Source organism: Blastococcus sp. URHD0036 (assembly GCF_000701365.1).
Classification (GTDB): domain Bacteria; phylum Actinomycetota; class Actinomycetes; order Mycobacteriales; family Geodermatophilaceae; genus Trujillonella.
The window spans coordinates 41,558-54,616 of the sequence record NZ_JNIK01000017.1; the positions used below are offsets into that span (position 1 = coordinate 41,558).

General features: G+C 74.9%; 15 protein-coding genes. 5 read left to right on the plus strand and 10 right to left on the minus strand.

Annotated elements, in window-relative coordinates:
• Positions 1-6: 6 nt before the first annotated feature.
• The 5 genes from N555_RS0118650 to N555_RS0118670 all read right to left on the minus strand — a co-directional run bounded on the left by N555_RS0118650 (position 7) and on the right by N555_RS0118670 (position 5,309).
• Positions 7-1,185 carry a hypothetical protein gene (locus N555_RS0118650; RefSeq protein WP_029433009.1) on the minus strand — a complete coding sequence of 393 codons (1,179 nt, stop codon included), beginning with the start codon at positions 1,183-1,185 and terminating at the stop codon, positions 7-9.
• A gap of 72 nt (positions 1,186-1,257) precedes the next feature.
• Complete coding sequence (locus N555_RS0118655) at positions 1,258-2,157, minus strand: ABC transporter permease (protein WP_029433010.1); 900 nt, start codon at positions 2,155-2,157, stop codon at positions 1,258-1,260.
• A gap of 53 nt (positions 2,158-2,210) precedes the next feature.
• Complete coding sequence (locus N555_RS0118660) at positions 2,211-2,984, minus strand: ABC transporter ATP-binding protein (protein ID WP_029433011.1); 774 nt, start codon at positions 2,982-2,984, stop codon at positions 2,211-2,213.
• 115 nt (positions 2,985-3,099) lie between these two features.
• On the minus strand, positions 3,100-4,347 hold the full coding sequence (locus tag N555_RS0118665) for an amidohydrolase family protein (protein ID WP_034511477.1): 1,248 nt from the start codon (positions 4,345-4,347) through the stop codon (positions 3,100-3,102).
• Positions 4,344-5,309 (minus strand): PDR/VanB family oxidoreductase, encoded by a 966-nt coding sequence (locus tag N555_RS0118670; protein ID WP_029433013.1) that lies wholly within the window; start codon positions 5,307-5,309, stop codon positions 4,344-4,346. Before N555_RS0118670 ends, N555_RS0118665 begins: the two co-directional genes overlap by 4 nt.
• Positions 5,310-5,392: 83 nt before the next feature.
• Here N555_RS0118670 and N555_RS0118675 point away from each other — a divergent pair, with 83 nt between their 5' ends.
• On the plus strand, positions 5,393-6,730 hold the full coding sequence (locus N555_RS0118675; RefSeq protein ID WP_029433014.1) for an FAD-binding oxidoreductase: 1,338 nt from the start codon (positions 5,393-5,395) through the stop codon (positions 6,728-6,730).
• The gene (locus N555_RS0118680; protein ID WP_029433015.1) at positions 6,727-7,320 is read left to right on the plus strand and encodes a pyridoxine/pyridoxamine 5'-phosphate oxidase; all 594 of its coding nucleotides are present in this window, start codon (positions 6,727-6,729) and stop codon (positions 7,318-7,320) included. Before N555_RS0118675 ends, N555_RS0118680 begins: the two co-directional genes overlap by 4 nt.
• A 20-nt stretch (positions 7,321-7,340) precedes the next feature.
• Here the strand turns inward: N555_RS0118680 and N555_RS0118685 are convergent, their stop codons facing one another.
• Entirely contained in the window at positions 7,341-8,315 is a 975-nt protein-coding gene (locus N555_RS0118685) for an isopenicillin N synthase family dioxygenase (protein ID WP_029433016.1), read from the minus strand.
• A gap of 141 nt (positions 8,316-8,456) precedes the next feature.
• Here N555_RS0118685 and N555_RS0118690 point away from each other — a divergent pair, with 141 nt between their 5' ends.
• Positions 8,457-9,128 carry a GntR family transcriptional regulator gene (locus N555_RS0118690; RefSeq protein ID WP_034511480.1) on the plus strand — a complete coding sequence of 224 codons (672 nt, stop codon included), beginning with the start codon at positions 8,457-8,459 and terminating at the stop codon, positions 9,126-9,128.
• A 22-nt stretch (positions 9,129-9,150) separates the two neighbouring features.
• Here the strand turns inward: N555_RS0118690 and N555_RS0118695 are convergent, their stop codons facing one another.
• Positions 9,151-10,029, minus strand: coding sequence for an SGNH/GDSL hydrolase family protein (locus N555_RS0118695; protein ID WP_029433018.1), 879 nt, complete (start codon positions 10,027-10,029; stop codon positions 9,151-9,153).
• Between the two features lie 100 nt (positions 10,030-10,129).
• Entirely contained in the window at positions 10,130-10,636 is a 507-nt protein-coding gene (locus tag N555_RS0118700; protein WP_231503009.1) for a DUF4234 domain-containing protein, read from the minus strand.
• 113 nt (positions 10,637-10,749) lie between these two features.
• On the opposite strand from N555_RS0118700, the gene N555_RS0118705 reads away from it, so the two are divergent.
• Complete coding sequence (locus N555_RS0118705) at positions 10,750-10,944, plus strand: hypothetical protein (protein WP_029433020.1); 195 nt, start codon at positions 10,750-10,752, stop codon at positions 10,942-10,944.
• 1 nt (position 10,945) lies between these two features.
• Here N555_RS0118705 and N555_RS0118710 read toward each other — a convergent pair whose 3' ends face one another.
• Positions 10,946-11,278, minus strand: coding sequence for a PspC domain-containing protein (locus tag N555_RS0118710; RefSeq protein ID WP_029433021.1), 333 nt, complete (start codon positions 11,276-11,278; stop codon positions 10,946-10,948).
• A 112-nt stretch (positions 11,279-11,390) separates the two neighbouring features.
• Here N555_RS0118710 and N555_RS0118715 point away from each other — a divergent pair, with 112 nt between their 5' ends.
• A complete protein-coding gene (locus N555_RS0118715; RefSeq protein ID WP_029433022.1) occupies positions 11,391-11,765 on the plus strand; it encodes a YchJ family protein in 375 nt (124 codons plus the stop codon).
• Here the strand turns inward: N555_RS0118715 and N555_RS0118720 are convergent.
• Positions 11,738-13,024 carry an FAD-binding oxidoreductase gene (locus N555_RS0118720; RefSeq protein ID WP_051684231.1) on the minus strand — a complete coding sequence of 429 codons (1,287 nt, stop codon included), beginning with the start codon at positions 13,022-13,024 and terminating at the stop codon, positions 11,738-11,740. The genes N555_RS0118715 and N555_RS0118720 overlap by 28 nt on opposite strands.
• Between the last annotated feature and the right edge of the window lie 35 nt (positions 13,025-13,059).

Below are 13,059 nucleotides of genomic sequence, written 5' to 3' on the forward strand. Positions count from 1 at the left end.
CGACGATCAGGTGTCGGCGCCGATCGACGTGTCGATGAACTGGTTGGTCGCGAAGTCCTCCGGCGTGAGGCCGTCGGCCACCGGCGTCCCCTGCTCGGCGAAGATCGGCGTCGTCTGCTCGATGAGCGTCTGCAGCCGGTCCATGTCGAAGTCGCCGTGCGTCTCGTTGTCGCCGTTGCCCGAGATGCCGAGCTCCTGCATGGTCTCCGCCGAGTACTCGGCCACGCCGGTGCTGTACTGCCAGCCGGTGTCGTACTCCTCGACCAGCTGGACGATCAGGTCGTTCACGGCCGACGCGTCGGCGAGGTAGTCGAGGTCGGCCTGCTGCATGAGCGGGACGAGCTCGGTCAGGCAACCGCTCAGCGGCTCGAGCTGGTCGGCACGCACCGACACCGACGAGGCGTAGACCTGGAAGCCGGCGTCGTGCACGAGCTGGTACTCGACCGGCTTGCCCCAGGCGTCCACCTCGTTCTCGTAGATGTAGGGCTCGGCGCTGGCGTAGCCCTGCTGGGCGTCGGCGCCGGCGGAGGCGACGAACGCCGCCGGGGTGCCGTCGTAGCTGCCGTCCAGCTGGTCCTCGCGGAGGATGCCCGCGCCGGTCAGGTAGTCCATGTAGGCCGAGCCCTCGAAGTACCGCACCGTGGCGTCGGTGTCGGCGAGGTCGGCGATCTCGTCGACGTCGGGGTAGGTCTCCGGGTCCCACATGATCATCTGCGGCGACTTCTCGAGCTGGGCGAGGACGCCGACCGTCGGCTGCTCCGCCGAGAGCTGGATCGCCTCGTCGGTGTCGACGTAGCCGAGGGTGATGGAGTCGTCGGAGTACATCTGCGCGCTGACCGCCTGGAAGCCGATCGCCGGGCCACCCGAGCGCACCTCGACCATCACGCCGGTGCTGTCGCCGTTGCTGTCCACGAGCGTGGCGCGCACCGACTTGGCCCCGGCGTCGATCTCGGTGTCGTCGCCGAGCAGCTGGTAGACGCCGCCGTGCTCGGCCTCCGGGTTCCAGTCGGTCTGGATGACGACGGTCTCGGGACAGCCGGCGGCGGCCAGGTCGGTGCTGCCGATCTCCCCGCTGGGCCCGGCGGACTCCGACGAGGAGCTGTCGTCGTCGTCGCCGCAGGCGGAGAGGACGAGGGCGAGGCTCGCGGCAGCGGCGAGGCCGATCGAGGTACGGGTCCGGCGCACGGGTCTCCTTGAGGGGTGGGGTGGGACGGCGTCCCCGGAACCGGGGCGCCGTACGAGAGGGGGTGGGAGTGGCTAGGCCGCGTCGCGGCTGGTGTCGTACCAGCGGCCGACGGCGAGCTTCCCGAGCCAGCCGAAGACGATGAACGTGACGATGCCGAGCAGCGCGGCGACGATGATCGTGGCGAACAGCTCCGGGCCCTGGAGCCGCGAGCGGAAGTTGTCGAGCAGGATGCCCAGGCCCGCCTCGCCCTGCCGGAAGAAGACGTCACCGACGATCGCGCCCACGACCGACAGCCCCGCCGAGATGCGGAAGCCGGCGAAGATCGCCGGCATCGCAGCCGGGAACTGCAGCTTCGTGAGCCGGGTGAGCCGGCCGGCGCCGTGCAGCGTGAACAGCTCGTGCTGGCTGCGGTCCACCGACTGCAGCCCGAACAGCGTGTTCGACACGATGGGGAACAGCGAGATGAGCACGCAGACGATGACGCGGGCCGGGAAGTCGTAGCCGAACCAGAAGCCGATGAGCGGCACCAGCGCCAGGATCGGGATGCACTGCAGCGCGACCGCGTAGGGGAACAGCGAGCGCTCGGCCACCTTCGTCTGGCTCATCACCACGGCCCACGAGATGCCGATCACCATCGCGATCGCCAGGCCGGTGAAGGTCACCTGGATGGTGTTCCAGAGCGCCTCGCCGATCTTCTCCATCGTCGGCCCGTCGAGGAACGCCTCGGTGATGACGTCCTGCGGCGGCGGCATGAGGAACCGGCGGCCGGGGTCGAGGAGCAGGTAGGTGACGGCGTACCAGAGCCCGATCAGGCCGGCGAAGACCGCCAGCGGCGCGGCGATGTCCATCAGCTTCCCGCCGCGGCGGCGCTTCCGGCGGACCAGCGGCGCCGTGCCCCCGGCGATCAGCTCCGGCGGGGCCGCCACGGCGGCCTCGGTCCCCTGCTCGGTCCCCGTTACGACGTCGGTCACGACGTTCCCCTCGACAGTGGGCGTGCTGGTCGGTCGGTGGGTCCGCACGGTCGTCACGAGTGCCCCTCCCGCAGTGCGTGCGAGACCTCGCCGGCCAGCGCCGCGAACTCGGGGGTGAACCGGAGCTCGGGCGTGCGGTCGGTCCCGAACGGGACGTCGAAGGAGCCCACGATGTGCCCGGGGCGGCCGCTCATCACCAGCACGCGGGTGGACATGTAGACGGCCTCGCTCACCGAGTGGGTGATGAACAGCGCACCGAACCGCTTGGCCCGGAACATGCTCAGCAGCTCGTCGTTCAGCCGCTCACGGGTGATCTCGTCGAGCGCGCCGAACGGCTCGTCGAAGAGGAACAGGTCCGGGTCGAGGGTCAGCGACCGCGCCAGCGAGGCGCGCATCCGCATGCCGCCCGACAGCTCGCGGGGCAGCTTCTTCTCGTGGCCGGTCAGCCCGACGAGGTCGATGGCGTCGCGGGAGGCCTGGTTCAGCGACTGCTTGCCCATGTGGTGCAGCTCGCCGAGCAGCTGGACGTTCTTGAGCACCGACCGCCAGGGCAGCAGCGTGGCGTCCTGGAAGACGTAGCCGATCCGCTTCGCGTCCATCTGGACCTCGCCCGACGTCGCCGGGGACAGGTCGGAGGCGATCCGCAGCAGGGTGCTCTTGCCGCAACCGGAGGGGCCGACGACGGTGACGAACTCGCCGCGGCGGATGTCGAGGTCGACGCCCTCGAGCGCGACGGTGCCGTCGGGGAACGTCTTGGCGACGTCCCGGAAGTGCAGCACCCGGGTGTCGGTGGCAGCTGCCGGCCGGGTCGTGGCAGGTGCGCTCACGGGCGGCTCCGGAGGTCGGGGACCGGGCGGACCGGTCCGGGATGCGGGACGCCCTCACCATCCGTGGCGCCTGTTTCGTCGGTGTGTTCCGGCCGTGAACGCCGCTCGTGGAACGTCACGACCTGGACACGGCGGCCGCCGGTGCGATCGGCGTCACCGACCGCTGCACCGCGGAGGTGGCCAGGACGCGCTCGCCGGAGAGCACCACCCGGGCGGTTCCGGCGCCGGCGACCGCGGCATCCAGGCTCTCCGCGGCGATCGCGACGAACTCCGCCGCGGCGCCCTCGGTGACGGCGGGGACGGGCAGGCCCATGCACCGCCGCGCGCCGGCGCTGACGGCCAGCCACGCCTCGCGGGTCGACAGGTGCCCGGCGGTGACCAGCAGCGAGGCGGCCTCGCAGGCGTCGGCGCGACCCATGGGGTTGAACGGGTCGCGCAGGTTGTCCCCGCCGCCGCCGACGGTCGCCCCGGCGTCGAGCAGCGCGCGGACGGCGGTCAGGCCGCGCGGCGGCGCCACCCCGGCGTCGCGGCCCTGCAGGAAGAGGTTGGTCTGCGGCAGCGCGACGACGCCGATGCCGGCCCGGGCCACCTCGCGCGCCGTCGACCGGGCCACCTCCAGCGGGTGGACGCCGAGGCTGACGCAGTGGCCCGCCGTGACGCCGCGGTCGAAGCCGGTGGACGTGACCCGCCGGGCCAGGTCGAGCAGCCCCTGCGCCGTCGGGTCGAGCGTCTCGTCGGTGTGCAGGTCCAGCGGCAGCCCGGCCCGCACGGCGGCGTCGAAAGACAGCGTCTGGCCGGCGTCCCGGTCGGCCCACAGGTGCGGCGCGCCGCCGACGACGTCGGTACCCAGCCGGATGGCCTCGGCCAGGAGGCGCGGTGCCGCCTCGGCCTCCGCCGCGCTGAACGGCGCCGAGATCAGCGCCACCACCTGGATGCGGACCAGCCCGGCCAGCGCGTCGCGCACCTGGATCAGCGCGCGCAGGTGCCGGGTGCCGGCGTGCACCCCGACGTCGGCGTGCGTGCGGATGGCCGTCGTCCCGTTGGCCAGGTACTCGCCTACGGCGCGGGTGGCCCGCTCGACGAGATCCTCGTGCGTGAAGTCGGCGGCGATGGCGCGGATCGCCTCGATCGCGCCGGCCAGGTCGCCGGTGCGGTTGGGCACCCGGTGACTGGTGAGCGCCTTGTCCAGGTGTGCGTGCGGCTCGGCCGGCGCCGGGAGCAGCCAGTGCCCGGTGAGGTCGAGGACCTCCTCCCCCGGTTCGGCTGCCAGCGACGGCGCCACCGCGGCCACCCGTGCTCCATCGACCCGGACGTCGACCCGGCGCCCGTCCAGGTCCGTCGCGCCGCTCAGCAGGAGGGTCACAGGTCGAGCACCAGCCGCGGCCCGGCGGCGCGGGAGACGCACACCATCATGACGGCGCTGTCGGCCTGCTCGGCCGGGGTGAGGACGGAGTCGCGGTGCTCCACCTCCCCCTCCAGGACCGGCGTCTCGCAGGTCCCGCAGGTGCCCACCCGGCACGAGGAGAGGACGACGACACCGGCGCCGGTCACCGCGTCCAACACCGACTCGCCCGGCGCGACGGTCACGGTGGTGCCCGACAACGCCAGCTCGACGTCGAACGGGTCCGGCCACACGGGGTCGCCGAACTCCTTGGCCTCGAAGCGCTCCAGGTGCAGCGCGTTCGGCGGCCAGCCGGCCATGGCGTCGGTGACGGCGTCGATCAGCCGGCCCGGGCCGCAGACGTACACCGCGGTGTCGTGCCGCGGCGGGCCGACCAGGGCGGCGACGTCCAGGCGGGCGCCCTCGTCGGCGGCGTGCACGCGGACCCGGTCGGGGGAGGCCGTCTGCAGCTCCGCGGCGAACGCCAGGGTGGCGCGGGAGCGGCCGGCGAGGTCGAGGGTCCAGTCAGCGCCGGCCGCGGCGGCGTCGGCGACCATCGCGCGCAGCGGGGTGATGCCGATCCCGCCCGCGACGAACCGGTAGCGGGTGCCCGGGGTGACCTCGAAGGCGAAGTGGTTGCGCGGCCCGCGGACCCGCAGCGTCTGCCCGACCGCGACCTCGTCGTGCAGCGCGACCGACCCGCCGCCGCCCTTGTCCTCCCGGAGGACGGCGATCCGCCAGCGCGAGCGGTCGGCGCGGTCCCCGCAGAGCGAGTACTGGCGCTCCAGGCCGGGCCGGAGGACCACGTCGATGTGCGATCCCGGCGTCCAGGCGGGCAGGTCGCGGCCGTTGTGGCCGACCAGGTCCAGGGCGACGACGCCGTCGGCCAGTTCGGTGCGGGCGTCGACGACGAGATCCCGTTCGACGTCGGAGAAGAAGCTCACGCAGAGGATGGCAACAGGCGCGCGTGCCGAACGTGTCCCACGGAGGTGACACGGACGTAACTCGGGCCGGTTGCACTGAGCCGGTGACCGTCGCGACCGCACCGCCCACCGCCCTCGCCGCCCTCGAGGCGGAGCTCGTCGACCTGCTCGGCGCCCGCAACGTGACGAGCGACCTGCGCGCCCGGGAGCGGGCGTCGGTGGACGGCGCCCGGATGAGCCCGATCATCACCGAGCTGCTCCCGCTGGGCGTGGCCGACCTGGTCGCCTGGCCGACGACCGCCGAGGACGTCGGACGGGTGGTCGCGGCGGCGGTGCGGCACGGCGTCCCGGTCACGCCGCGCGGCAAGGGCACCGGCAACTACGGGCAGGCCATCCCGATGAGCGGCGGCCTGGTGCTGGACCTCTCCCGCGCGCGGGCGGTGGTCGAGGTCGGCGACGGGTTCGTCACCGCCGAGGCCGGGACGCCGATGGTGACCCTGGAGCGGGCCGCCGCCGAGACCGGCCAGCAGCTGTGGATGTACCCCTCGACCGCGCAGTCCTCCCTCGGGGGCTTCCTCGGCGGCGGGTCCGGCGGCACCGGGACGATCGCGCACGGCTCCAACGACATGGGGTTCGTGCTGGCCCTCGACGTCGTCCACGCGACCGGCTCGCCGGAACTGGTGCACGTCGAGGGCGCCGAGGCGCAGCGGTTCGTGCACAACTACGGCACCGCCGGGATCATCGCGCGGGCCACCGTGCGGCTGGAGCCCCTGCAGGAGTGGCGCGGGCTCTTCGCCAGCTTCCCCGACTTCCCCGGCGCGCTGTCGGTCCTGCGCGAGCTCGGCCGGCTGGAGCCGCTCCCCCGCCTGGTCTCCGCCGACACCCCGGAGATCACCGCCACCCTGCCCGCGGACCCGGCGTTCCCGGCGGGCCGCGCCAGCCTGCGCATGATCGCCGACGAGCGCAGCGTCCCGGCGGCCACCGCCGTGATCGAGGCCGCCGGCGGGCGGGTGGAGGACGTCCGTGACGGCGCCCAGGTCGTGCTCACCCTCAGCATGCTCAGCTACAACCACCCCATCGAATGGCTGCAGAAGTCCCAACCGGGGGTCTGGTTCCACGTCGAGGTCTCCGGCGACGCGCTGGTCGAGCGGATCGACGAGGTGCACGCGGTCTACGAGGGCGGGCTGCTGCACATCGAGGCCGGGCACACGGTGCCGATCGGGATGCTCGCCGGGGTCTACCGCAGCCCCGAGCAGGTGCGCGACGGCATCCGGGCGCTCAACGCCCTCGGCGTGGGCGTGCACGACCCGCACCAGTGGAACGTGGACTTCGAGCTGGGCCGCACGATCGAGACCGCCCGCGTCACCGATCCGCGGGGTCTGCTCAACCCGGGCAAGCTCAACCCGGACTACGACGGCCCCACCAAGGGCGCCATCCGGTGACGGCCCCCGGCTGGGAGGTCCACGCCGACACCGCTCCCCCGGCGGACCCCCTCGAGCTGGCCCGCGCCTGGCTGCCCGCCGACGACGACCCCGAGCGGCCGCGGGTCACGCTGTCGACGGTCGGCGAGGACGGCTACCCGGACGCCCGGACGGTGCTGCTCAGCGCCTTCGACGACACCGGGTTCGCCTTCCACACCGCCCGGACCAGCCGCAAGGTCGCGGAGCTCGCCGCCCTGCCCCGGGCCAGCATCGTCGTCCTCTGGCCCGACTTCGGCCGCCAGCTGGTGGTCCGCGGCGACGTCGTCCCGGACGGGGACGACCAGGCCGCATCGGCCTGGTCGGCCCGGCCGGAGTACCTGCGCCGGCTGGCGTACCTGAACACCGAGGAGCACGCCGCGCTGCCGCAGGGCGAGCGGATCGCCCGATGGGCCGCGTTCGCAGGCCCGGTCGGCACCGCCGCGTCCTGGGTGGGCTACCGGCTGCGGCCGCGGGAGCTGACGTTCTGGGCCGCCGCGCCCGACACGGCCAGCCGCCGGCTGCAGTACCTGCGCACCGCCGGCGGCTGGTCGTGCCGCGCGCTCCCCGGCTGAGTTCCTGCCCCGCCCGCCCGTCAGCCGCCGTAGTTGGCGCGGATCCGCTCGAGGAGGAAGTCGCCGGCGGTGATCGGCGGGTAGGCGGCACTCTCGATCAGCACCTCGCGGTTGGCCTGGGCGAAGAAGGCGATGCTGTACCGAGGGCCGAGGTCGTCGCCGGGGCCGGGCGCCTTGACCCGGTGGAAGTTGGACGGCAGCACGTCATCGCTCCAGCGGGTCAGCATGTCGCCGATGTTGCAGGTGATCGCGTCGTCCGAGGGCTCGATCGGCGTCCAGGCCTGGCCGTCGGCCTCGGCGCCCGGGAGCACCTGCAGCCCGCCCTGGCCGGCCCGCTGGAAGAGCAGGGTGAGGCAGTCGAAGTCCGTGTGCGCCCCGGCCCGCCACAGGTCGGTGCGGGCCGCGGCCTCCGGGGCGACGGCGAAGTAGTGCAGCAGCCGCAGGGTGCTGCGGTAGTCCGGCTCCGCCGGGTCGTGCGCGCGGGCGAAGAAGTCGGGGTCGAAGCCCAGCCGCAGCGCGAAGCAGGAGAGCACGTCCATCGCGACCTGCCAGCAGCGCGCCTCGAAGGCCAGCATGGTGTCGCGGAAACCGGCCAGCTCCTCGTCGGTGGGCCAGCGGCCGTCCATGAACGGCCGGGTCAGCTGGAAGGACTCCTTCTCGTCGGGCGTCCCGATCGACGGGCGCACCTGCGACTTGGACTCCCAGCCGGCGTTGAGCGCCTTGTCCAGCGGACGGCGCGCCTTGACCTCGTCGGGCAGGGCGAAGAACGCGGCGGCCGCGGCGAAGGCGCCGTCGATCTCGCCCTGCGCGATGCCGTGGTCGACGATCTGGAAGAAGCCGATGTCGGTCGCCGCGGCCCACAGCTCGTCGGCGATCTCGGCGCGGCGGGCCGGGAGGTCGGCGAGGCTGATCCGGCGCACCTCGCGGGTCCCGGTCTCGGTGCCGAGACCACCCATGCGGGCCTCGCGGTCGAGCTCGGTCAGGGGGCTGCTCATGGGGTCCTCCGGGAGTGGTCGGCGATACCCCTGCATGTAACCAGCCCGTCGTTACGGCGTGATGACCGTTCCTGCACATGCAGATACCCGCGGGCATGACGCTCCTGTCGGCGGGCGCCCGGGCGTGCTACATGTATCGCCATGGCCACCCCGATCCCGTCCGAGGACGTCCCCGGCGACCTGCTGGCCGAGTCGGTGCACCGCCGGCTGCAGGAGGAGATCCTGTCCGGGGCGCTGGGGCCGGGGACCCCGCTGAGCGTGCCGGCGCTCGCCGCCCGGCTCGCGGTCTCGCGCAGCCCGGTCCGCGAGGCGGTGCTGCGGCTCATGCACGAGGGGCTCGCCGTGCACACGCCGCGGGTGGGGGCACGGGTGGCGACGCTGGACGAGGAGACGGTGTGCGCCGTCCTGGAGGTCCGCGAGGTCCTCGACGGGCTGGCGGCCCGGCGAGCGGCGACCGCCGCGACGGTCGCCGACCTCGACCTGCTCCGCGCGATGGTCGGCGAGCAGGAGCGCCTGCTGGCCGAGGCGGCCGACGAGCGCCGCGACACCCGGCTGGACGTGGAGTTCCACACGGCGGTCCGGGCGCTCGCGGGCAACGCCCCGCTGGCGGGAGCGCTGCAGCGGCTGGACACCCAGGCGCACCTGTACCGGTCCGACATCTGGTCCGACGACCGCAACCGCCGGCTGGCCGCCGCGGAGCACCGGCGCATCGTGGACGCGCTGGAGGCCGGCGACGAGCGCGGGGCCGAGGACGCGGCCCGGGCGCACGTCGCCGGCCTCCGGGTGCGGATGACCCGCCGGGAAGGGCGCTGACGCCGTCCCTCCCGGCGGGAGGTCAGCCGAGGCGCAGCGTGCGGGTGACCGCGGCGGCCATCGCCTGCTCGCCCAGCGCGTTCGGGTGCACGATCACCGGGTTGGTGCCGGTGAGCACCGGCTCGACCCAGCGCACACCGAGCGGCTGGCAGGCGTCGTGACCCTGCGACGGCCCCGTCATGTCGACGAAGGTCACGTGGGTCTGCCGGGCGGCGTCGGCGATGACCTGGTTGAGCGTCGTCTGCAGGCTGTACAGGTAGGGGACGTCGCCGACGGCGACCGGCATGACCGGGAAGCAGCCGCCGGTGGGCGGCAGGATCGACGGGTAGCCGAGGATCGCGATGCGGGCGTTGGGCGCCGCCTGCCTGACCGCGGTCAGCGCCGCCACCAGCGAGGGGCCGGTCACGGTGCGCACCGTGTCCTCGAACGACGTGCCGTACTGCTGCTGGCAGGGGTTGCCCTGGCCCAGCGTGGTGAGCCCGGCGGCGCCGCAGCGCAGGATCGAGTTGATGAAGACGCCGCTGTCGTTGCCGCCGATCGTCATGGTGACCAGGTCGGTGTCGGGGCTCAGGGCGGCCAGCTGCGGAGCCACCCCCGGATACTGCGCGGTGGCGAAGTGGGTGGTGTCGGCGCCCCCGCAGGTGACGTCGGTGAAGGAGCGGGCACCCAGCTGGGCGGCCAGCACGTGCGGGTAGTTCCGCGTCGAGCGCAGGCACTGCGGTGCGGCGGTCGGGTCGGGCGGCAGGACGCCGGACGCGGCGCTGTAGGAGTCACCCAGGGCGACGTAGTCCAGGGGCGCGGGCGGGCGGGCGCCCTGGTCGCCGGGCGTCGCCGAGGCGGGGACGGCGAGACCGAGGACGACCGCGACGGCGGCGAGGGCGGTGAGGACGAGACGGCGCACGGGCTACTCCGATGGAGCCGGGGGCATGTCCCCCACTCCAACGAGCCGACGCCCGGGAGGTGACGGCCGTCCCGGAGCGGCCGGGGTGCGGCGCAGGCGATCAGCGGGCGCCCAGGCCCGCCCAGTACTCGTTGAGGGCGCGGTTGGTCCGGACGAACCAGATGAACGGCCCCACGATGATCAGCATCCCGGGGAAGAACCAGAGCGCGGTCAGCACGGTCACCGGCGGCGTGCGGCCGCTGCGCTCGTACAGCTGGCCCACCTCGGCGCTGAGCAGGTAGGGGTTGACGATGCCGAAGAGGATCGCGATCACCAGCGCGATCGGCCCGCCCAGGCCCTCGCCGCTGTGCCGCTTCATCTCGTCGTGGGTCTGGTAGTAGTACACGAGCGACCAGATCCCGAGGGTCACGAAGAACAGCAGCATCGTCAGGCCGGTCGACCGGATCTGCCCCACCGGCCCGAGCGGCCGGGCGTAGCGGTCGCCGGCGGGTGGCACGGGCATCGGCGCGCCGTACCCGGGCGGCGGCGGCGCGTCGCCGGTCCACGGCGGGACGGGAGCCGCGGGCCCGGGGGCCGGCGGGGGGTACGGGTTCTCGGACGAGCTCATGACGCGCCTCCTGGGCGACGGCCGCCGGCGTCGATCCGCGGCGCGGCAGACGCTAGACCCGCCGGCCGCCTCCCGGGCGGGTACGCGGTGCCCCATCGGGTAGGGGCTCCCCCATGGACGCGATCTCCTTCGGCAAGGCCGGTCTCCAGGGGTGGCGGGCGAAGGTGGCCGACGCCGTCGCCGCTCCCGTCGCCCGCCGCTCCCCGCTGGACGACGACCAGGTCCGCGCCGTGGTGGGCGGCCTGTTCTTCGTGCTGTCGGTCGTCTACGTCGTCCAGACGGTGCGGCAGGTCGCCGCCCGCAGCTGACTCAGCCCCGGCCGCCGGACAGCGCGCCGTTCAGGCCGTCGTGCAGCCGCTCGACCATCGGGTCCAGCGGCGCGGGGGACGCACCCTCCGGCAGCGGGCCGGCGGGGAGCACCACCCACAGCAGCGGGTAAAGGAGGAAGCCGGCACCGGTGAGGGCGAGGGCGAGGAAGCCCACGCGCCACAGCACCACGTCGATGCCGGTCGCGTCGGCCAGCCCGCGGCACACACCGCCGAGCATCGTGCCGGTGCGGCCGCGCTGGATCGGGGGCCGGCCGGGAGCGAGGGGCTGGTCGGCCGGGGGCGGGACGGTCTGCGAGGTCTGCGTCGAGGTCATGGGAGGAGCCTGTCCCGCGGCGGGTCCCGTGCCCATCGGGGAACGCCCGGACCCGACCCTGGTTCCCGCGGTCGGGGCATCCCCTGTCCCGCGGGCCGGGGAGACTGTCCACGTGACTCCCCGACGCTGCCCCTGCGGCACCGGACTGCCGTACGCCGAGTGCTGCGGCCGGCTGCACGACGGGACGGCGTCGGCGGCGACCGCCGAGCAGCTGATGCGCTCCCGGTACAGCGCCTTCGCCGTCGGCGACCCCGCGTACCTGCTCGCCACCTGGCACCCGCGCACCCGGCCGGCCGCCCTCGACCTGGACCCGGACGTGCGCTGGACCGGCCTGGAGGTGCTCGCCACGACGGGCGGCTCGATGCTCGCGGCCGAGGGCACCGTGGAGTTCCGCGCCTCGTACCGCGGCGGCGCGCAGCACGAGGACAGCCGGTTCCTGCGCGAGGGCGGCCGCTGGTTCTACCTGGACGGCGTCTCGCTGCCCTGAGCCGGGACCGCGCCGGCCAGGATGCGGTGCGGGTCGGTGGCCGCGGCCAAGGCGTCCAGCCGGGCCCGGGTGGCGGCCCCGTGGTCGCGGGCGAGGACGTCGGGGTCCGCCGTCCGGCCGTGCACGGCCCGCCGTCCGCCGGCCGCGCCGCCCAGGGCCGCGCGGAGGTCCTCGGCACACGCCCGGGTGGCCGCGACCGCCTCGGCGTCGGGGCCGCCGATCACGCGCACGGCCAGCGCGGCGTCCCGGGACGCGACGGCGCCGGAGACCTGCGGTGCCCACCGGACCGCACCGCCGAGCAGGCGCAGTTCCACCCAGCGGGGCAGTCCCGCGCCGAGCGCGCCCAGCACCGCCGCGCAGCCGTCGGCGGGCAGGGCGTCCAGCAGCAGCGAGGACTCCCGCGCCGACGGCGAGCCGACCGCGGCCGGGCGGAGGTCGCCGAGGATCCGGGTCAGGACGGACCCGGCGTGCGGCCGTACCGCGCCGTACACCGGGGCGAGGAGGGCCTCGCCGTCCTCGGGATCGCTGGTCCAGGTGGCGGTGACCGTGACCGTCGCTCCCCCGGCGGGTGGCCGGGCCAGCACGAGCGAGGTCCCGGCGGACGGCGGCAGCGCGGTCGCCCACTCCCGCCACACCGGGAGCACCCGCGCAGCCTGGTCGCCCGGCCAGCGGAGGACGGCGGACCCGACCGGGGCGCCCGGCAGCAGGTCCAGCTCGACGGCCGTCAGCACGCCGAGGCCCGCGCCGCCGCCGCGGACGCCCCAGAAGAGCTCCGGCTCCTCGGTCGGCGTGGCCCGTCGCAGCACGCCGTCCCCGGTCACCAGCTCGACGGCGCGGACCCGGTCGGAGGCCAGTCCGTAGGTGCGGGCCAGCGGGCCGACGCCGGCACCGGTCACCGAGTCGACCACCCGGCCCGCGACCGAGGGCCCGGTCACCGCGACCAGCCCCTGGGCGGCCGCGGCGTCGAGCAGCTCGCCCCACCGGACGCCGGCGCCGACCCGCGCCCACCCGGCCGGGGAGACGGTCGTCGCGTCGAGCGCCCCGGAGTCGACGACGAGCGCCCGCGCGGAGCCGGCCGGGGCCGTCCCCTCCCGGACGGCGACGCCGTGCCGGCCGGCCAGCCGCAGCACCGCGACGACGTCCTCGGGCGTGGCGACCCGGACGACGCAGCCGTCGGCGACGGTCGCGCCCGGCGAGAGCCGCTCGCCCAGGCGGGCGGTCAGCTCGGGGGGCAGGTCGGGCGGGCCGGTCGGGTGCACGGACGCTCCACGGGTGGTGCGGGCGGGTCGGTCCG